At 67.0% G+C, this 18398-nt stretch carries 17 protein-coding genes; 12 read left to right on the top strand and 5 right to left on the bottom strand.

Annotated elements, in window-relative coordinates; all coding sequences use genetic code 11:
- Positions 1 to 40: 40 nt before the first annotated feature.
- The 6 genes from ABZ293_RS09315 (at position 41) to ABZ293_RS09290 (ending at position 9180) form a co-directional block, all read left to right on the top strand.
- Positions 41 to 253, top strand: coding sequence for a hypothetical protein (locus tag ABZ293_RS09315; protein WP_355178881.1), 213 nt, complete (start codon positions 41 to 43; stop codon positions 251 to 253).
- Positions 243 to 566 carry a type II toxin-antitoxin system PemK/MazF family toxin gene (locus ABZ293_RS09310; protein ID WP_355178879.1) on the top strand — a complete coding sequence of 108 codons (324 nt, stop codon included), beginning with the start codon at positions 243 to 245 and terminating at the stop codon, positions 564 to 566. Before ABZ293_RS09315 ends, ABZ293_RS09310 begins: the two co-directional genes overlap by 11 nt.
- A 153-nt stretch (positions 567 to 719) precedes the next feature.
- Complete coding sequence (locus ABZ293_RS09305; RefSeq protein WP_355179121.1) at positions 720 to 2207, top strand: TIGR02677 family protein; 1488 nt, start codon at positions 720 to 722, stop codon at positions 2205 to 2207.
- Positions 2207 to 3628: a TIGR02678 family protein gene (locus ABZ293_RS09300; protein WP_355179119.1), complete on the top strand. Its 1422-nt coding sequence runs from the start codon at positions 2207 to 2209 to the stop codon at positions 3626 to 3628. Before ABZ293_RS09305 ends, ABZ293_RS09300 begins: the two co-directional genes overlap by 1 nt.
- Before the next feature lie 3 nt (positions 3629 to 3631).
- Complete coding sequence (locus ABZ293_RS09295; protein WP_355178877.1) at positions 3632 to 7843, top strand: TIGR02680 family protein; 4212 nt, start codon at positions 3632 to 3634, stop codon at positions 7841 to 7843.
- Between the two features lie 17 nt (positions 7844 to 7860).
- Entirely contained in the window at positions 7861 to 9180 is a 1320-nt protein-coding gene (locus ABZ293_RS09290) for an MFS transporter (protein WP_355178875.1), read from the top strand.
- A 35-nt stretch (positions 9181 to 9215) separates the two neighbouring features.
- On the opposite strand, the gene ABZ293_RS09285 is transcribed toward ABZ293_RS09290, so the two are convergent.
- The 3 genes from ABZ293_RS09285 to ABZ293_RS09275 form a co-directional block, all read right to left on the bottom strand.
- Positions 9216 to 9824 (bottom strand): M15 family metallopeptidase, encoded by a 609-nt coding sequence (locus ABZ293_RS09285; RefSeq protein WP_355178873.1) that lies wholly within the window; start codon positions 9822 to 9824, stop codon positions 9216 to 9218.
- A 517-nt stretch (positions 9825 to 10341) separates the two neighbouring features.
- On the bottom strand, positions 10342 to 10746 hold the full coding sequence (locus ABZ293_RS09280; RefSeq protein WP_355178871.1) for a hypothetical protein: 405 nt from the start codon (positions 10744 to 10746) through the stop codon (positions 10342 to 10344).
- 151 nt (positions 10747 to 10897) lie between these two features.
- Positions 10898 to 12574 (bottom strand): fumarate hydratase, encoded by a 1677-nt coding sequence (locus tag ABZ293_RS09275; RefSeq protein ID WP_355178869.1) that lies wholly within the window; start codon positions 12572 to 12574, stop codon positions 10898 to 10900.
- Positions 12575 to 12806: 232 nt separating this feature from the next.
- Between ABZ293_RS09275 and ABZ293_RS09270 the strand changes: the two genes are divergently transcribed.
- Positions 12807 to 13277, top strand: coding sequence for a MarR family transcriptional regulator (locus ABZ293_RS09270; RefSeq protein ID WP_355178867.1), 471 nt, complete (start codon positions 12807 to 12809; stop codon positions 13275 to 13277).
- Positions 13278 to 13289: 12 nt separating this feature from the next.
- On the opposite strand, the gene mftD is transcribed toward ABZ293_RS09270, so the two are convergent.
- The gene (mftD, locus tag ABZ293_RS09265) at positions 13290 to 14483 is read right to left on the bottom strand and encodes a pre-mycofactocin synthase MftD (protein WP_355178865.1); all 1194 of its coding nucleotides are present in this window, start codon (positions 14481 to 14483) and stop codon (positions 13290 to 13292) included.
- Positions 14480 to 15208 (bottom strand): mycofactocin biosynthesis peptidyl-dipeptidase MftE, encoded by a 729-nt coding sequence (gene mftE, locus ABZ293_RS09260; protein WP_355178863.1) that lies wholly within the window; start codon positions 15206 to 15208, stop codon positions 14480 to 14482. Before mftE ends, mftD begins: the two co-directional genes overlap by 4 nt.
- Before the next feature lie 39 nt (positions 15209 to 15247).
- Between mftE and mftR the strand changes: the two genes are divergently transcribed.
- The 5 genes from mftR (at position 15248) to ABZ293_RS09235 (ending at position 18336) form a co-directional block, all read left to right on the top strand.
- Positions 15248 to 15865 carry a mycofactocin system transcriptional regulator gene (gene mftR / locus ABZ293_RS09255; protein WP_355178861.1) on the top strand — a complete coding sequence of 206 codons (618 nt, stop codon included), beginning with the start codon at positions 15248 to 15250 and terminating at the stop codon, positions 15863 to 15865.
- 108 nt (positions 15866 to 15973) lie between these two features.
- Positions 15974 to 16882: an STAS domain-containing protein gene (locus tag ABZ293_RS09250; protein WP_355178859.1), complete on the top strand. Its 909-nt coding sequence runs from the start codon at positions 15974 to 15976 to the stop codon at positions 16880 to 16882.
- Between the two features lie 12 nt (positions 16883 to 16894).
- Positions 16895 to 17284, top strand: coding sequence for an STAS domain-containing protein (locus ABZ293_RS09245; RefSeq protein ID WP_159930623.1), 390 nt, complete (start codon positions 16895 to 16897; stop codon positions 17282 to 17284).
- On the top strand, positions 17262 to 17687 hold the full coding sequence (locus ABZ293_RS09240; protein WP_355178857.1) for an ATP-binding protein: 426 nt from the start codon (positions 17262 to 17264) through the stop codon (positions 17685 to 17687). The genes ABZ293_RS09245 and ABZ293_RS09240 overlap by 23 nt, the downstream gene beginning before the upstream one ends.
- Positions 17680 to 18336 carry a SpoIIE family protein phosphatase gene (locus tag ABZ293_RS09235; protein ID WP_355178855.1) on the top strand — a complete coding sequence of 219 codons (657 nt, stop codon included), beginning with the start codon at positions 17680 to 17682 and terminating at the stop codon, positions 18334 to 18336. Before ABZ293_RS09240 ends, ABZ293_RS09235 begins: the two co-directional genes overlap by 8 nt.
- Positions 18337 to 18398 lie beyond the last annotated feature (62 nt).

The following is an 18398-nucleotide window of genomic DNA, read 5'->3' as shown; positions in this document are numbered from 1 at the left end:
CTGTAGCACCGTGTGCCGCATCCGCTGTAACGTCGGGTGTATGGCGGTGCGCATGAACATCTCGATGGATGACGATCTCGCCGCCCGGCTGCGGGCGGCCTCGAACGATAAGTTGAGCGACTACATCGCCAAGGCCGTGCGCCGGCAGCTACTCGAGGATGAGCTCAGGGCACTGCCCGATAGCACCGGGACCGAATGGGCGAACGACGCCGAACAGACCGCAGAGCACGTATTGTTCGGCCGTGCCAGCTGAACCCACCCGACTAGGCCAGATCTGGAATCTCGTCAGCCATATCTCCGGACGTCGCGCGACCGTGGTGATCGTGGACTCCGATGTGGTGATCCGCCAGCGTCCAATGCTGGTCGCGGCACCGGTGCGGGAGGCTCGCGAAGTACCGTCACGCCATCAATTGCTTACCGTCGCAATGCCGGAGAGCTCACAGGTGATCGCGTTGTACGACATCGCGATCGTTGCGAAGGACAGTCTCACCGAGCAGGTCGGTGAGCTCGCACCGGATGTGCTCGAACAGGTCAAGATCGGGCTGCGGGCTCGATTCGACCTGTGAGCGGCCGAGTGGCGAACCGCAGCAAACCGGACACAGCCACGCCGAATGGGGGTCGGTCGTAACGGCCGCGATCGACCCGCTACTACCCTGTTCCCGGTGACCGACTCCGTTGACGGCCTGCCGTATGCCGCACCCGCACTGTGGGATGAGCGATTGCGGCTGTTCTCCTTCGCTACGGCTGAGAAGCGGGCGGAGTATCTATGGGTGCTGCGGGCATTCGACAGTGCGCGCGCGGCGTATGTGGTGTTGTTGCACGCCGACGATGTGGCGACCTGGATCGAACGCAGCGGAGACGATGCGCCGCGGTTGACGGGAGCGGAGATCGGGCCGCTGCTGGATCAGCTGCACCACTGGGGCGTGGTCGAGCGCAGTTACGACGGAACGCGGGCGGCGACACTCGCGGAGTATCGGAATCGGCACTACGTCTATCAGCTCACTCAGGCCGGGTTCAAGGCATATCGAGCGGTCGCGGGGGTCCTCGAAGCGCGACTGGACGAGGCTGCACTATCGCGACTGGTGTTGCCCGAGTTGCTGGCTGATCTGAATACGCTCGCCGAAGCGAATAGGGCCGGTGACGCCGAGCGCGTCTACCGGACGCTGCGCCGTCTCGATGCCGCGCTCACCGATATGGCGGCGCGGGCCGCGCATTTCTACCTCTCGCTCGGCGATATGGTCCGCACCACCGAGATCACGCCGGAATCGTTCCTCGCGCACAAGGACGCGCTGCTCGCGCATATGCGTGAGTTCAGCATGGATCTGGCCCGTTTCGCGCCGCGGCTGGCCGCCGCTATCGGCGAGATCGAGGAGACCGGAGTCGGCGAACTGATCGAGCGGGCGGCGGGCTGCGACGAACGGGTGCTGCTGAGTGTGGCCGAGCGGCAAGCGGATTGGCGGGCGCGCTGGCAGGGATTGCGAACCTGGTTCGTCGCGACGGCCTCCGACATTCCGGGCGAATCGTCCTCGACCGAGGCCGATCGCCTGCGGGAGGCGACCATGAGCGCCATTGCCGCCGTACTGTCGCTTTTGCGGCGGGTCACCGAGACCCGCAAGGGCGGGGTGAGTCGCGAATCGGCACTGCGGCATCTCGCTGGCTGGTTCACCGCCGCGCCCACCGCCGACAGCGCACACGCGCTCTTCGACGCCGTCTTCGGTCTCGGCAGGCCACGGCACCTATCGCTGGAACATCCGGACGCGGAGCTGATCCCGCCGATCCGGTCCTGGTGGGAGGCGCCGCCACTGGAGATCTCGCGCACCCTCGCCGAAACCGGCAGGCCACCGCAGGCCGGTGCCCCGGCCCGAATTCAGCGCAACGACGCCGGAATCCGCCGACTGCGCGAGGCCCAACTCGAGGCACAGCGCGCCCGCGCGGAGGCCGCCAAATCCCTCGCCGCCGCCGATGTGCACGACCGCGTCCTCGACGAACGCGAGACCGAGGTGTTGTTGCGCCTGCTCGACGCCGCCTCCACCGCATGGGTTCCGGTCAGCGGCCGCGTCGACGGCACCACCGGCTCCGACAGCGGCGTCACTCTCACCGTCTCCGAACATCCCGGCTCGACCGTGGTCCACACCGCCCGCGGCCTCCTGCATTTGAACAACCGCCGACTCCAGGTCGAGCAGACGGCCCGGGGACGGCGCGCATGATCCACGCCCGCCGCGTCGACTCCCTTGCCCTGGACAACTACCAGCGCGCCGCCCGGGTCATCCTCGCCAACCACCTGGTCACCAGGACCTTTCCGGATCGGATCGCGCTGCCGCTGATCCGCCGCTGGGCCACCGAACTCCGCGAGGACCTGGCCGAACTGTTCGGCTACCGACTCGAGGTCACCGAAACGACCGCCCGGCTGTTCCCGGTCGTCGATCGCCTCGACTCCGGCAAACCGGCTCGCGCCGTGACCGACCGCGTCTTCGACCGCCGTCGCTACGCCTACCTGGCCCTGGCACTGGCCGCCCTCGGCCGCGCGGGTGATCAGATCACGTTGTCGGAGTTGGCCGATCAAGTGGCCGCCTATACCGGCCGGGTCGACGGCCTCGAACTGTCCCCGGACCGCGCCGCCGACCGCGATGCCTTCGTCGACGCCGTCGGCTGGCTCGCGCACCGCGGCGCGCTCACACTGGCCGATGGTGACGCGGGCGGCTGGGCCGCCGATCCGGAGGCGGGCGAGGCGCTCTACGACATCGACCGACCGGTGGTCTTCGCCCTGTTCCGCCCGCCACGCGCGCTACAGCATCTGCACAGCGTCAGCGGTCTGCTCACCGAGGACGCCATGGCGCACGGCCCGGCCGCCAATGCGGCGGCCGCCGACGCCGCGCGCCGGGTACGCCGCGGCCTCATCGAGCGTCCGGTCGTCTATGCGGATGATTTGGCCTATGACGAACGTCCGCTGCTGATGCAGGACCGGGTCGTCGCGGATGTCGAACTGTTCACCGGGCTGCGCGCCGAACGCCGGGCCGAGGGCGTCTCGCTGATCGATGTCTCCGGCCGCCTCTCCGATATCCGCTTCCCGGGCACCGGCACGCTGGCGCAGGTGGCGCTGCTGCTGGTCGGTGAGATCGCCGACCGCGTACTCGATATCGATCACCCGGTACCGGTCCGCCACGGTGCACCCGATCCGGCGGTCGCACTGGCCGAACAGCTCGACGGCGCCATTCCGGAATCCACCGTATTCGTCCCGCTCGCCGACCTCCCATCGACCGATCTCGAAGTGGTGGAACAGGATTCGGATTCGTATCCGGATACGGAGGCGATGGCCACGGTGCGGGCGACCTACCCCTTCGTCGAAGCGAGCTGGGTCGGCGAAACCGTACAGGCGCTCACCGACCGCTACGGTGTCACCTTCGCCGCGCAATGGCAGGCCGATGTGCCCGGACTGACCAGGGAGGTGACCGCCCTGCTCGAACGGCTGCGCCTGGTCCAAGTGGTCACGGACGGCCTGATCATCCTGCCCGCCCTGGCGCGCTACCGCGGCGCGGTCGTCACCGTCCGCACGAAGCGCGCCGCCGAATTATTCGTCACCGCCTCCGACAGCATCGGAGCCGACAGCGTTGGTACGGAAGGGATCTGAAACATGTCGCTCATCCACGGCGGAGTGCGGTTCGTCCCGACCCGCGCCGGGATCATCAACCTGTGGGACTACCGCGACCAGGAGTACTGCTTCGCCGACGGCAGGCTGGTACTGCGCGGACCCAACGGTTCCGGTAAGACCAAGGCCCTGGAGGTGCTGTTCCCGTTCGTACTCGACGGCCGGATCGAACCGCGCAGGCTCAACCCGTTCGCCGGTGAAGAGCGCACCATGAAGTCGAATCTGCTGTACCGCAAGCAGGAATCGGCATATTCGTATGTGTGGATGGAGTTCGCACGCGGTAAATGGGACGATCCGGAGGTCGTCACCATCGGCATCGGCATGCGCGCCACCCGCTCCTCCGATAAGGTCACCCGCTGGTATTTCGTCGCCGACGGCCGTGCGGGCGTGGACTTTTCGCTCATCGGCCCCGATGACCGGCCGCTCACCCGCAAACAGCTGGCCGAGCAGATCGGCACCGACGCCATCGTCGACCGTCCGGTCGAATACCGCAATGCGATCGACGCGCGCATGTTCGGCCTCGGCACCCAGCGCTACGACCAGCTGATCAACCTCATTCTCACGCTGCGCCGCCCGCAGCTCGCGAAAAACCTAGATCCGCGCGGACTTTCACAGGCGCTCACCGATGGTCTGCGCCCGCTCGACGAGCAGCTGATTCTGGACGCGGCCCGCTCGTTCAGCGATATGGAGGAGGTCGGGCGCACGCTCGAGGGGCTGGTCCACGCCGACACGGCCACCAGGTCCTTCGTGGGGGTGTACCGGAAATACCTTGCGGTACAGGCGAAGACCGATGTCGACCAGGTGCGCACCCGGCTGGACGCGGTGACCCACGCGAGCACCGCACTGTTCGCCGCCACCGCACTGCGCGAACGTCGCGAGGCCGAACGCACCGCCGCCGAGGCGCGCGCCGACGATGCCGACCGCGCCTACGAACAGGCCCTCGCCGACCGGGAAACCCTGCAGCGCTCCAGCGCCTACGAGGGCAAACAGCAGCTCGACGATCTCGCCGACGCGGTGCGCCGCCTGGAGACCTCGGCCGGCGTGCACCGGGATAAGGCGCTCAAGGCGCGCCAGACCCTCGATCAGCGTGGCCAGGAGGCCGAGCGCGCCAGGGCGGCCGTACAGCAGGCGGCGGCCGCCTTGGCGCGCGGTGAGGACGAGTTGCGTGCCGCCGCCGAAGAGGCGGGTATCACCTGGGCCGGATCGGCCGACCAGGCTCGTGGCGACCAGCTCACCGCCGCGGTCCGCGGACATGCCGAGGAGCGCGACGCCGATGTGCGCGCGGTCCGCAAGGCGCTGGGTCTGATGGATTCCGCCACGGCCGAACGGACTCGGGCCGAACAGCTCGCCGAACGGGCACGGGCGCTGCGCGAATCGGCCGCTGCCGAGGTGTCCGCCGCCGAGGCCGCCGTTGTACTGGCTCGCACCGAAGCCGCTGGCGCACTGCGCACCTGGTGGGATGCGCATCGAGAGGTGTACTCCCCCATTCGGAAGGGCCTTTTCGAGGCGCTCGACGCGGCATTGGCCACTGCGGGCTCCGATGCGGGCGCCGGTGTCGGCGAGGTGCTGGCCGAACGCGCCGAACCGCTCCTCGACGACATTCGCACCCGCCGTCAGGAAGCGCGGGCCAGCGCCGCGCTGGCCGGTGACCGTATTGTCGCGCTGCGCACCGAACGCGACGCCGTCGCGGGCCAACGCGACGAGGCACCACCGGTTTTCGCCGCTCGCGCCCGCAAGGCCGAGGGACGTGCGGGTGCTCCGCTGTGGCGGCTGGTTCGCTTCGCTGATTCGGTGACTCCGGAGCAGGCCGCGGGCATCGAGGCCGCCCTGCATGCCGCCGATCTGCTCGACAGTTGGATCTGCGCAGCAGCCGAACGCCCGGACTACACCTCCGATCAGTTCCTGGTTCCGCTACCGCCCGAGGCCAGGCCGTCCGGGCGCACACTCGCCGATGTCCTTGTCGTCGAGGATGATTCGGCCGACCTGACCGTGCCCCAGCAGGTCGTCGCCGATGTTCTCGCCTCCATCGCCCTGTACGACGAGGACTCAGATCTCGGCAGCGCGGTCGCGGTGAGTACCACCGGCGGGTTCCGCCAAGGGGTGCAGGTGGGTCGCCACCACAAGCCCGAGGCCGAATTCATCGGCGCCACCGCCCGCGCCAAGCGCCGGGAAGTCCGGCTCACCGAACTCGCCGCCGCGCTCGAGGCAGCCGAGCAAGCCCAGCGCCAAGCACAGGCCGATGAAGCCGCCGCCGCTGCCGAACTCGCGCGAATCTCCGCTGCCGCCAAGGCATTACCGCGCCCGTCGGCGGTCACCGCCGCCCTGCGCGCGGTATCGGAATCGGCGGGCATGATGCGGTCGCGCTCCGAGGTGGTGGCACAGGCCGAGCGCGACCTCGACCAAGCGGTGGCCGAGGCGTCCGCGGTGGAGAAGAAGTTGCGTTCGGTCGCCCAAGCGCACCGCACCCCGCGCGATGCCCGCGAGATCGATGCCCTCGCCGCCGCCATCCGCCATTTCGAGAACACCGGAACCGGCCTGCTGCGGCTGCGCGCCGACCACGAACGGGAGCGCGAACGCGAACGCGAGGGTTCGGACCGCTTCGATGAGGCCCGCGATCTGGCCGAGGCCTTCGCCGAGGAGGCCGAGGCCGCCGATGCGGGCTACCAGGAACAGCTGCGCAAGCTCGAAACGCTGCGCGAGGCACTGGGTGCGGGCGCCGCCGATATCGATCGCGAACTCGAACAGGCCCGCGCGAAGATCGAATCGACCAGGGCGGAGCAGAAGGCCGCCCGCAAGGCCGCGAATGCGGCGATCGAGGCGATCGGTGACGCCGAGGCGGCCTTCCGTACTGCACACGAATCGCTGGGCACCGCGCTCACCGAGGTGCTCGCCGATGTGCAGGCCCTCGCGCCCTACGCACAACCGGATCTGCTCACCTTGCTCGGCGCTCCCACCGACAGCCGCTGGCCCAGCAGCGATGCCGCCTGGTCGACCCCCGAACAGCTGCTCTACCGCATTTCGGCGGCCGGACCCGAGGCCGAACCACAGGTGCTGCCCGACGAGGTCGCCGAACTCTTCGACAATCTCACCGCCGCCACGTCATCCGTGCGGGCGGGCGAGGCCGCCCGCAAATCCACCCGCAGTGCGGTCACCTCGGCGCTGCAGGAATTCGATGCCGCGCTCGCCGGTTCCGGCCGCGACTACCGGCTGCAGTGGGATGCCGCGGACGGCCTGACGGTGGTCGGGGTCCAGGACGACAACGGTTTGTCGGCGCTCGCGGATTTCGCCACCCGCATCGATTCCGCCCGCCGCGATCAGGAATTGCTGCTCACCGATGCCGAACGCCGCATTCTCGAGGATGCGCTGCTGACCGGTCTGGCCCAGCAGATCCACGAACGCACCAGCGATGCACGCGATCTCATCGCCCGTATGGGCGCGGAGATGAAACAGCGCCGCATGTCCTCGGGCAATACGATCGGCGTGCACTGGGTCCTGTCCGACAGTCTCTCCGATGCCGCCCGCGCCATGTGCAAGCTGCTCGACCGCGACGCATCCTCGCTCGTCGCCGACGATCTGGCGGCGATCCGCGCTCACTTCGCCGCCGAGATCCGCGCCGCCCGCGCCGCGCATCCGGAGCGTTCGTATCCCGAAATCCTCGCCGCGACATTGGATTACCGGACCTGGCGGGTGTTCTCCTTCACCCTCATCTCGGCCGACGGCAGCGAGGACAAGCTGACCGTGGCCCGGCACAGCGCGCTGTCGGGTGGTGAGCAGTCGGTTTCGCTGCATCTGCCGCTCTTCGCGGCCGCGCACGTCATGCTCGATTCGGCCGACCCGCAGGCCCCGCGCCTGCTCGCACTCGACGAGGCCTTCGCGGGCGTCGATGACAACGGCCGCAGCGAACTGCTGGGCCTGAGTGTGCAGTTCGACCTCGACCTGTTCATGACCGGCTACGACTTGTGGATCACTTATCCGCACGTCCCGGGCTGCGCGCACTACGATCTCGCGCATTCGGCGGCCGAGAACACCGTCAGCGCCACGCTACTGGTATGGGACAGTGGTGATCTGCTCGCCGAGCACGACGGCACCGACCTCACCTCGGCCCTCGGCTCCCCCAACCGCCGCCGTGTCCCGAACGGGATCGAAGGCGGCCTCGCACTGGACAATATGCCGGGCGCTCCCGCCCGCGTTGGCTGAAACCCGAATGGATAGCAGTGTCTTCGAGCTCCACCCCGACCCACCGCAAGGTCGCCATCGCCACCCTGGTCGGCACCACCCTCGAGTGGTACGACTTCATGCTCTACGGCACGGCGTCCGCGCTGATCTTCACTAAGCAGTTCTTCCCGACGCTGAGCCCCGCCGCCGCGACACTGGCGGCATTCAGCACCTTCGCCGTCGGCTTCGGCGCGCGGCCGATCGGCGGACTGCTGTTCGGCCACTACGGCGATCGGATCGGCCGCAAGACCACCCTCGTGGTCTCGCTGATCCTCATGGGTGTGAGCACCACGCTGATCGGCGCGATCCCCACCTACGACAGCATCGGATTCTGGGCTCCCGCACTGCTGGTCGGCCTGCGACTGGTGCAGGGCGTCGGACTCGGCGGCGAGGGCGCTGGTGCGGTCGTGCTGTCGATGGAGCACGCGCCGCGCGGGCGGCTCAATCGGTACGCCAGCTTTCCGCAGATGGGCACACCGGCCGGACTGGTGCTGGCCAATGCGATTTTCCTCGGCACCAGCGCGCTGCTGCCGGAGTCGGCATTCCTGTCCTGGGGTTGGCGAATTCCATTCCTGCTCAGCGCGATTCTCGTCCTTGTCGGGCTCTGGGTACGGCTCGGCATCACCGAATCCGCGGACCATGCCGCCCTCATCCGGCGCGGCGAGGTCGCGGCCTTCCCGCTGCGCGACGCCCTGCGGGTGGGACCCGTTCGACTGTTGCTGATCCTGTTCGCCGCGATCGCCACCTCGGCGGTCGTCTATATCTTCATGGCATTCACCCTGAGCTACGGGACCAAAGCACTCGGATTCAGCCGAAACTTCCTGCTACTCGGCGTCATCATCGCCTCGCTCGTCTGGGCCGCGACCATGCCGCTGTGGGGCGCGCTCGCCGACCGCAGTACCACGCGTCGGGTATTCCTGGCGGGCACGGCCGCGCTGACGGTGTGGTGCGCGGTCTACTTCCCGCTGCTGAACACCGGAAACAAGGCCGTGGTTCTGCTCGCACTGCTCGGCATGGGGGTGACGCTACCGATCAGCCACAGCGTCGGCGGAATCATTGTCGCCGAGATGTTCCCGGCGTCGGTGCGCTATTCGGGCACCTCGCTCATCGTGCAGACCTCGGTGATCCTCGGCGGCGCGCTGGCACCGCTCATCGCGACCGCGCTGTGGACCGCTGGCTCGACCTCCACGGCGGTCAGCTGCTACATCGTCGCCGTCTGTGCGCTGAGCACGATCAGCACGGCCGTACTGTGCTGGGCGCTGCCGATTCGGACATCACCCACCCAGGATGAGATCTCGGAGCCGGTGCCCGTCGGCTGAAACCGCGGGCCGATCGGGTCGCTCGCGATGCGGAGCTACAACCCGAGCAAACTGCTGAGCCACGGCGGAATCGGAATCGATGGCGGAATCGGCAGGACCGGCGGATTCGGCAACGACGGCGCTGGAGCTCGGCCGCCGCCGTCGCTCGCATCGGCGCGCAGCGCCGGGCACATCCCGCCCGGTGTGGTGGCGAGTTCGAAGTGCCACCACTCGTTCTGATAGATCCGGCACAGGCCCCAGCGGTTTCCGTTCGTCTCCAGCCACTGCGCACCGGCCTGCGGCCCGACATCGATGGCCCGGCCCTGGACATGCGGCGACTCATTGGGCGGCAGCACCCAGCGGCGCGCTTCGTCGGGGCTGCCGTAGGTTCGCACTCCGTCGTCCCACAGCGCCTGCTGCTCGGCGGGCGTGCGGTAGCCGGAATTGATGTACAGCGAGACTCCCTCGGCATGCGCCTGGTTCTCCGCCATTGTGTACGCCGTGGCGAGCCCCGGCTCCAGGCCCTCGGTTCCGCTCGCGTTACTGGCCACCTCGCGCTGTTCGACCGGTGCGGCGGTCGCGGTGGGCATCGCCAGCCCGACGGCGACGATCGCCGGAAACAGGGCGGCAGGTATGCCCAGCCGGGCACGACGCGTCAGCAACATGCCAGCGATAGTAGCGACCCTGCCGCGAACCACCCCGCATCTACATCGGCTCCCCACAGCGGGCAACCCCGCTCCGGCGACCAGCACCCCGACCGCCGATCATCGACAGCAACACACCGGCGAATGCGCGGACACCACCGCGTCCGAACAGACACCATTCACATAGCTGTCCACATATGCACAGCACAATAAGTCACCAATGTCCGAAACATCCTGTGCCACGCCCGATTTGTCGCAGCGGAAATCCCGCTGTCCACAATGTATTCCAGTGTTGTGGATCACAATCACCAACTCCCAGCTACCGTCGAGAAACCGATAACCCATCCGCCTTCTCAGCCAACAACTCCACGAGAAGACCGACTGCGCTTGGGCCCCAGGAGTTTTGCCTGCAAGCCGACTGCCGCCGAACACAAAAGCACCCTTTGTCGGGATCCGCAGGCACAAACGGTGCGAATCCTGACAAAGGGTGCAGATTTCGACGGGGTGTTCGGGCCGGGCCACAATGCCCTCCCAAAGCTCAGGCGGGACGCGCCCACCCCGAGCGGCGAATCCCCTCCGCCGCATCACGATTGCGATCAATCCGCTCGTCGATCTCCGTCCCGTGCGCCCGGGCATAGGCGATCGCGATTTCGATCTTGCGCGCCTGCAGATCCGATAGCTGACTCAACACGGCGATCCGGCGTTCCACCGGTCCGTCGAGTTCCTGTAGGCGCGCAACGACTTCCCACACATCCGGTCCGGCGGCCAGCGCTGCCCGGCGGTCGGAGATGGGACCTCGAAAGACGATTCCGGGATAGTCGAGCTGATCGAAACCCTCTCGGATCAGACGGTTGAGCAGTGCGGTCGAACTTGTCCCCGCACGAGCGGCGCGTTCGGCCAACCTACGGCTGGCCGATTCCGAGATACGAAACGACGTACTCATAGCCCTCCTCGACCTCCATCGACACCAGTGCAGCGATGTTCCCCAGTTCAAGGGTGCCTTGCTTGGAGGGCAATGCCACCCGGCAATCGGGGGGACATTTCCGTGTCCGCGCCAATGCCCTGATGGGGCCGAAGGTTGACTCCGGCGGTGATCAGACGCGCTCGGCCGAACGCGTCCGCACGCGCAACGCAATCGGCTTCTGGGTTTCGGCGAAGAAGTCGTTGCCCTTGTCGTCCACAACGATGAACGCCGGAAAGTCTTCGACCTCGATCTTCCAGACCGCCTCCATGCCCAGCTCCGGATACTCCAGGACCTCGACGGACTTGATGCAATCCAGCGCCAGTCGCGCCGCGGGTCCGCCGATGGAACCGAGATAGAAACCGCCGTGTTCCTTACACGCCTTGGTCACCTGGGCCGAGCGATTCCCCTTGGCCAGCATGACGAACGACCCGCCGGCGGCCTGGAACTGATCGACATAGGAGTCCATCCGGCCTGCGGTGGTCGGACCGAAGGAACCGGAGGCGTAGCCCTCGGGCGTCTTGGCCGGACCCGCGTAGTACACGGCCATCTCGCGCAGGTATTCCGGCATCGGCTCACCCGCGTCGAGGCGTTCCTTGATCTTGGCGTGCGCGATATCGCGGGCCACCACCAGCGGGCCGGTCAGCGAAAGCCGGGTCTTCACCGGGTATTTCGACAGCTCCGCGCGGATCTCCGACATCGGCCGGTTCAGGTCGACCTCGACCACATCGCCGCCGAGGATGGAGTCGGTCTGCTCCGGCAGGTAGTGTGCGGGCTCGCGCTCGAGCTGTTCCAGGAACACACCCTCGGGTGTGATCTTGGCCAGCGCCTGCCGGTCGGCCGAGCAGGACACCGCGATCGCGACCGGGCAGCTCGCGCCGTGCCTGGGCAGCCGCACGACCCGCACGTCGTGGCAGAAGTACTTGCCGCCGAACTGCGCGCCGATGCCGAAGGACTGGGTGAGCTTGAAGACCTCTTCTTCCAGCTCCAGATCCCGGAAGGCATGTGCCGCCAGCGAACCCTCGGTGGGCAGCGTGTCCAGGTAGTGTGCCGAAGCGTATTTCGCCGTCTTCAACGCGAATTCCGCACTGGTGCCGCCGATGACGACCGCGAGGTGGTACGGCGGGCACGCGGCGGTGCCGAGCGAACGAATCTTCTCGTCCAGGAACTGGAGCATGCGCGTGGGATTGAGCACCGCCTTGGTTTCCTGGTACAGGAACGACTTGTTGGCCGAGCCACCGCCCTTGGCCATGAAGAGGAATTTGTACGACGGATGTGCGGGATCGCCCGGGGTGGAGTACAACTCGATCTGCGCGGGCAGATTGGTGCCGGTGTTCTTCTCGTCCCACATGGTGATCGGCGCGAGCTGCGAGTAGCGCAGGTTCAGCTTGGTATACGCGTCGAATACACCGCGGCTGATCCATTCGGCGTCATCCACACCGGTCAGCACGCCCTCGGACTTCTTGCCCATGACGATCGCGGTGCCGGTGTCCTGGCACATCGGCAGGATGCCGCCCGCGGAGATGTTGACATTCTTGAGCAGGTCCAGCGCGACGAAGCGGTCATTGCCACTGGCCTCGGGATCATCGATGATCCGGCGCAGCTGGGACAGGTGCGCAGGCCGCAGGTAGTGGCTGATGTCGTGCATCGCCTCGGCGGTGAGCAGGCGCAGCGCCTCGGGCTCGACCTGCAGGAAGGTGCGGCCGTTGTGTTCGAAGGTGTTGACGCCCTCGGTGGTGATCAACCGGTATGGGGTGTCGTCGGCGCCGATCGGCAGCAGATCTGAATAGCGGAAATCCGGCGCGGTCACGGACGCACTCCTTCGGGCGGGCCTGGGATCGGTCTACGCAGGCTGGTCACGAGCACAGCGAGCGTATCGGCCGATCACCGGCCGACCATTGCTTAGGCAAGCCTCACTCGATGCATCGCGTCAAAAGGTTGCACGTTCAACCCCAGCAGTGCTACCTCTCAGATCTGGCAGTTGTCGCGCGACAAACGCGGCACGACAATCCACCTGATATGTCAGAGTTTGGAGCGCACTCGTGACCGATCCCCACTGGCTCGATGATGTCGAAATGCGTGCGTGGGTGGGATATGTGCGCACCCGCGACCTCATCGCCGCCGCGGTCGGGCGCGACTCATCCCGGGAGTCGAACCTCACCTACGTCGAATATTCGGTGCTCGCCTATCTAGCCGACGCGCCCGACCACCGACTCACCTTCGCCGATCTGGCCACCAAACTCGAATGGTCGCAGAGCAGGCTCTCCCATCAGATCACCCGGATGGAGAAGCGCGCGCTGGTCGCCAGGGAACCGATTCCCGACGATGCCCGCCGTACCGCGGCGCGGCTCACCCCGCGCGGCGCGGAGGTGCTGGGCACCGCCGCGCCCGCTCATGTGCGCAGCGTGCGCAGACATATGGTGGACATACTGGACCGCCAGCAATTGGCCGCCCTCGCCGATATCTACGACACGCTGCTCACCCATCATCGAAGAGCCGCCGCCCCCGAATAGCCCGACCGCCGGTCAAGCAGACTGTACGGCGCCCGCCGGTACACCGAGCGCCCGTTCGAACCCGTCCGGCACCACCAGATCGCTGCGATCGAGCTCGCCGACACTGGTCTTACGCAGTCCCAACAGCGCCGAATCAATACCGCCACGCAGGATGTCGAGCACATTCTCGACGCCCGCCTGCCCGTTCGCGGCCAGGCCCCACAGATAGGCCCGCCCGATCATTACCGCGCGTGCCCCCAGCGCCACCGCCTTCACCACATCGCTGCCGCGCCGGATGCCGCCATCGAGCACCACCTCGATCTGTGACCCGACCGCATCGGCCACCACGGGCAGGGCCCGGATCGCCGCCGGAGTGCCGTCGAGATTATTGCCGCCGTGATTGGATACCGAGATCGCCGCGACACCGGCGTCGACTGCGCGCTGCGCGTCGTCGACCCGCATCACCCCCTTGAGCATGACCGGACCAGCCCACTGCTCGCAGATCCACGCCACATCGGCCCAATCCGGTGCTGGCGTGCCCATCCACTCGCCGTACGCACCGAAAAAGCCCGGTGCCGGTCCATCGCCGACGGCCATATTCGGCGCGGTGAGATCCGGAATATGCCCGGACCGAGCGTAAGTCGCGAGCCAGCGCGGCCGCGCCAGGGTCTGCGGTGCGAATCTCAGCATGGTTTTCAAGTCGAGCTTTTCCGGGATCACCGGGCTGCCCCAGTCGCGTCCGTGTGAGAAGGACCAGTCCAGGGTCAGGATCAGACCGACCGCGCCCGCCGCCTTGGCGCGCGACATCCGTTGCAGGATCTCATCTTTCGAACCGCACCAGTACAGCTGGAAGAAGGTCGCCGGATTCGCCGCGATGACCTCCTCGATGGGCTTGCTCGCGAAGGAACTGAGTCCCATGGCGATGCCGCGCGCCGCGGCCGCACGCGCTACGGCCACCTCACCGTCCGGGTGCACCGCCTGCACGCCGGTGGGCGAGATCAGCACCGGCATCGAAAGCTGCTGTCCCAGCAGGGTTGTCGACTGGTCACGAGCGCCGATCGGACCCGCGCAGTGCGGCGCGAAGCCGAGTTCGGTGAAGGCCCGCTGATTTTCCTCGATGGTCTGGCCGCGCTCGGATCCGGCGATCAGCGCGCCGTACACCGATTTCGGTAGTCGTTTCTTTGCCCGCCGCTGCGCTTCGGCAACGGTTTCGAACCAGGGGTTCACGAGAGGGGTCCTTTCGGGGAAGCCACCGGCCACCACAGCCGGATCTGTTCGTTCAGGTCAGTGGTCAGTTGCTGCAGCAGGGCATGGCCCTCTGCGGCGCTCGCGCCATTCGGATCGCCCAGTACGCCATTGGCGCTCACCGCGCGCACTCCCCCGGCACGCAGCAGCGGCAGGATCTCAGCCAGCGGCCGGGTATCGCCGGCGACGGCGAGCTCGGCACGGACGACATCGGGCCGCAGCGCCAATTGCATGGAGGTCTCGGCGCGGCCCGCGTGTGGATCACCCGGATAGCGCGGCATGTACACCCGCACGTCACGGGATTCACTGCGCAGCAGCGCCGCGGCCGCGCGCAGCGGTTCGAGATTGCCGCCGTGCCCGTTGACGAGCACGATGCGGTCGAAGGTATCCGTGGCCGAACGGCACAGCTCCACGATCAGCAACTCCAGGGCGGTCCGCCCGATCGACAGCGTGCCGGCGAAACCCGCGTGTTCACCGCTGGATCCATAGGGAATCGGCGGTGCCACGAGCACATCCGGGCGCAGTTCGGCCAATCGCGCGCACAATGCCACCGCGATATCGGTATCGGTCGACAGCGGCAGATGCGGTCCGTGCTGTTCGGTCGACCCCACCGGCACGGCCAGGATCGCGCCCGCGGCGGCGCGCTCACCAGCTTCCGGCCAGGTCAGCCGCGCGGCCACACTGTGGTCCGCGACACTTTCCAACATGCCGCGAGATTATCGTCAGCGACTGACATAATCAATACCGTGACAGATGCCAGGGTGCGGGGCCGTCCACGCGGCACGACCAAGCGCGAACTCGAACTGATCGCCATGCGACTGTTCACCGAACAGGGCTTCGACGAAACCACCGTCGACCAGATCGCCACCGCCGCTGGTATCAGCGGACGCACCTTCTTCCGCTACTTCCCGTCCAAGGCGGAAGTGCTCTGGTACCAGTTCGACGACGAGGTCGCGGCACTGCGCGCGGCCTTCGCCACCGTGCCCGATGACGAGCCGATGATGACCGCAGTGCGCCGAGTCGTGGTGAACGCCAACCGATATCGCGCCGAGGACGTGCCCGAACTGCGCATTCGCATGCAGCTGGTCGGCAGCGTGCCCGCGCTCGCCGCCACTGCTGGCGCACATTACGACGCCTGGGAGCGCGCGGTGAGCGCCTTCGCCGCGCGTCGACTCGGCGAACCCGAGGACGGCCTGCTCCCGCTCGCCGTCGGCCGTACCACACTGGCCGCCGCGCGTGCCGCCTTCGATGCCTGGCTCACCCGCGCCGACACTCACCTGACCGTCTACCTCGACGAAGCGCTCGCAGCCCTGGCACGTGGATTCGCGCCGCAGGCCGAGGGTTCGGATCTACCATCGAGCTAACGGCAGGTTTCACCGGCGACCGAGATGGGGTATGACTAGGCTCGGTATCGGCGCGCAGCCGAAGGTACGACTATCCCGACAATCCCGTCGAAAGGGGCTGGAATTTCCATGTCCGAGGTGTCCATGAGCCTTTCGGCGGATTCTCTGCCCGTAGGACCCGTCGACACGCTGCTTCCACAGCTGGTCGAACACTTGCGGCAGAACCGAACTGCGCTGCGCGAAGAGTGGGCCAGGCGGATCACCGATGCCCAGCTGCTGACCGCGATGACCCCGGAGGAGATCTTCTCCGAGGCGACCTCCATGTACGACAACTACGTCGAGGTGCTCGTGACCGGTAGCGTCGAGGCCTTGCAGGCCTACGCACGCGATCTGTCCGAACGCATCATTCCGAGAGGAGTCGACACCGACGAGGTCCTCGGCATCGTGCTGCTCCTGCGTGACGTGCTCGCTCGCTCGCTGTTCGAGAAGTACCAGGCCGACTTCGACTTACTGAATGCAGTCCTGGACGCCTACGAGCCCGCCGCGAACCGCATCGCGAGCACCGTCGCCATCTCGTTCGTGCAGGAGCGCGAACGCGTCATCCGCCAGCAGCAGGAAGCCATTCGCGAGCTGTCCACCCCGGTGCTCCAGGTCCGTGAGCAGCTGCTCATCCTGCCGATCATCGGTGTGCTCGACTCGCAGCGCGCTCGCCAGCTCACCGAACAGCTGCTGCGCGCCATTCGCGCCAATCGCGCGAAGGTGGTCGTCATCGATATCACCGGTGTGCCGAAGATCGACTCCACGGTGGCCAACCATCTGGTGCAGACCGTCGACGCGTCCGGTCTGATGGGCGCCAATGTGATCATTACCGGCCTGTCCTCCGAGATCGCGCTCACCCTGGTGACCATCGGCCTGGATCTGTCCAAGATGAACGCGGTCGGCGACCTCCAGGGCGGTATCGAAGAGGCCGAACGCCTACTCGGCTATGAGGTGACCCGGGTAACGGATCGCATGCTCACCGAGCGCGATGGGCGCTGATCGGGACCACCTATGCCGGTTCCGATACTCAAACAAGGCACCTATTTGATCGCGTCGGTTCAGTCAGCCCTGACCGACGCGGATACCGAACGTCTCCAGGACGACCTGATGAAACAGGTCAGCAAATACCGAGCACACGGAATCATCGTGGATGTCACGGCGATCGATGTGATGGATTCGTTCGCCGCGAGATCGCTGCGTACCATCGCGCACATGACGCAGCTCCGCGGTGCCGAAACGGTCATCGTCGGACTGCAACCCGAAGTAGCGTTCGCCATGGTGCAACTGGGCCTCACCTTCGAGGACATGCACACCGCCCTCGACCTGGAAGAGGGCTTGGCGTGGCTGAACCGCAAAACCCCGGCCCGCCGCCAGCGAGATGGTCGTGACAGTGGCCGCTGAGAACTTGGTGATCGTGGTCAAGGTGTCGGGTGACATCGTGATCGCGCGTCAAGCCGGACGTGAGCTGGCGGCCAAGCTCGGATTTTCTCTGACAGATGTGACCATGATCTCGACGGCGATCTCCGAGATCGCCCGCAATATCACCAGTTATGCGGGCAGTGGCGAAATACGTTTGCTGGTCGATGACCGAGAAGGTCGCCAGGCGCTGGTCGTCCAGGCCGAGGACCAGGGACCGGGTATTCGCGATATTGCCCGCGCGCTCGACGACGGATACTCCACCGGCCGCGGTCTCGGACTCGGCCTGCCCGGCGCGCGCCGTCTGATGGACCGTCTCACCGTCGAATCCGCACCCGGACGCGGCACGTTGGTTGAGATGTGGAAGTGGGTACCCAACGGTGCATGAGGACGGGATCATCGGCCGGATCGAATGGGCGGTGGCCGGTCGCGCCCTACCCGGCCAGCGGGTCTCCGGTGATCGCGGCGTCGTACTCGACGCGGGCGGCGGCGCGGCGCTCTTCGCTGTTCTGGACGGACTCGGCCACGGTGCGGCGGCTGCCGACGCCGCCGATCGCGCAGCGCAGGTGCTCTCGGAGAACCGCGCCGAACCACTGGATGTCCTGATGGTGCTGTGTCATCGAGCCATGGCCGATACCCGCGGTGCGGCAGTGTCTTTGGCGCTGTTCGGGACCGCCGATACGGTGCACTGGCTCGGCGTCGGCAATGTCGAATCCCGGATTCTGACCACTGGTCCCGCGGGACTCACCATGCGCGCGACAGTCTTGCTGACCGGCGGCATCGTCGGCTATCGGCTACCCCAGAACCTCCAGGCACAATCCATTCCGGTGCGCCCCGGCGATCTGCTGCTGATGTCGACCGACGGCATCGTCACCGAATCCGCCGACAGCGGCATCGATCTGTCCAAATCCACCGCCGAGATCACCGCCGAAATCCTGGCCAGGCATGCCAAGGACACCGACGACGCCTTGGTGCTCGCGGCACGTCATCGGGGCGGCGTACTGGCGGCGTCGGCGCCGAGCGAGGTGCAGACATGAGCCAGCGTAGCGAGCGAAAAGCCGTCACCGCGGTCACGACGGAGCCGAGCGCGAGCGAGGAG

Source organism: Nocardia sp. NPDC005998, assembly GCF_040614395.1.
In the GTDB taxonomy this organism is placed as follows: Bacteria; Actinomycetota; Actinomycetes; order Mycobacteriales; family Mycobacteriaceae; genus Nocardia.
Note: the sequence above shows the minus strand (reverse complement) of the source record. Positions and strands in the feature narration are given on the sequence as shown.

Excerpts from the sequence above, each read along its gene's own strand:
- mftE (WP_355178863.1), bottom strand. The coding sequence starts at position 15,208 with ATGTTGGAAAGTGTCGCGGACCACAGTGTGGCCGCGCGGCTGACCTGG.
- ABZ293_RS09280 (WP_355178871.1), bottom strand. The coding sequence starts at position 10,746 with ATGAGTACGTCGTTTCGTATCTCGGAATCGGCCAGCCGTAGGTTGGCC.
- ABZ293_RS09295 (WP_355178877.1), top strand. The coding sequence starts at position 3,632 with ATGTCGCTCATCCACGGCGGAGTGCGGTTCGTCCCGACCCGCGCCGGG.
- ABZ293_RS09285 (WP_355178873.1), bottom strand. The coding sequence starts at position 9,824 with ATGTTGCTGACGCGTCGTGCCCGGCTGGGCATACCTGCCGCCCTGTTT.
- ABZ293_RS09240 (WP_355178857.1), top strand. The coding sequence starts at position 17,262 with ATGGTCGTGACAGTGGCCGCTGAGAACTTGGTGATCGTGGTCAAGGTG.
- ABZ293_RS09250 (WP_355178859.1), top strand. The coding sequence starts at position 15,974 with ATGTCCGAGGTGTCCATGAGCCTTTCGGCGGATTCTCTGCCCGTAGGA.
- ABZ293_RS09245 (WP_159930623.1), top strand. The coding sequence starts at position 16,895 with ATGCCGGTTCCGATACTCAAACAAGGCACCTATTTGATCGCGTCGGTT.
- ABZ293_RS09315 (WP_355178881.1), top strand. The coding sequence starts at position 41 with ATGGCGGTGCGCATGAACATCTCGATGGATGACGATCTCGCCGCCCGG.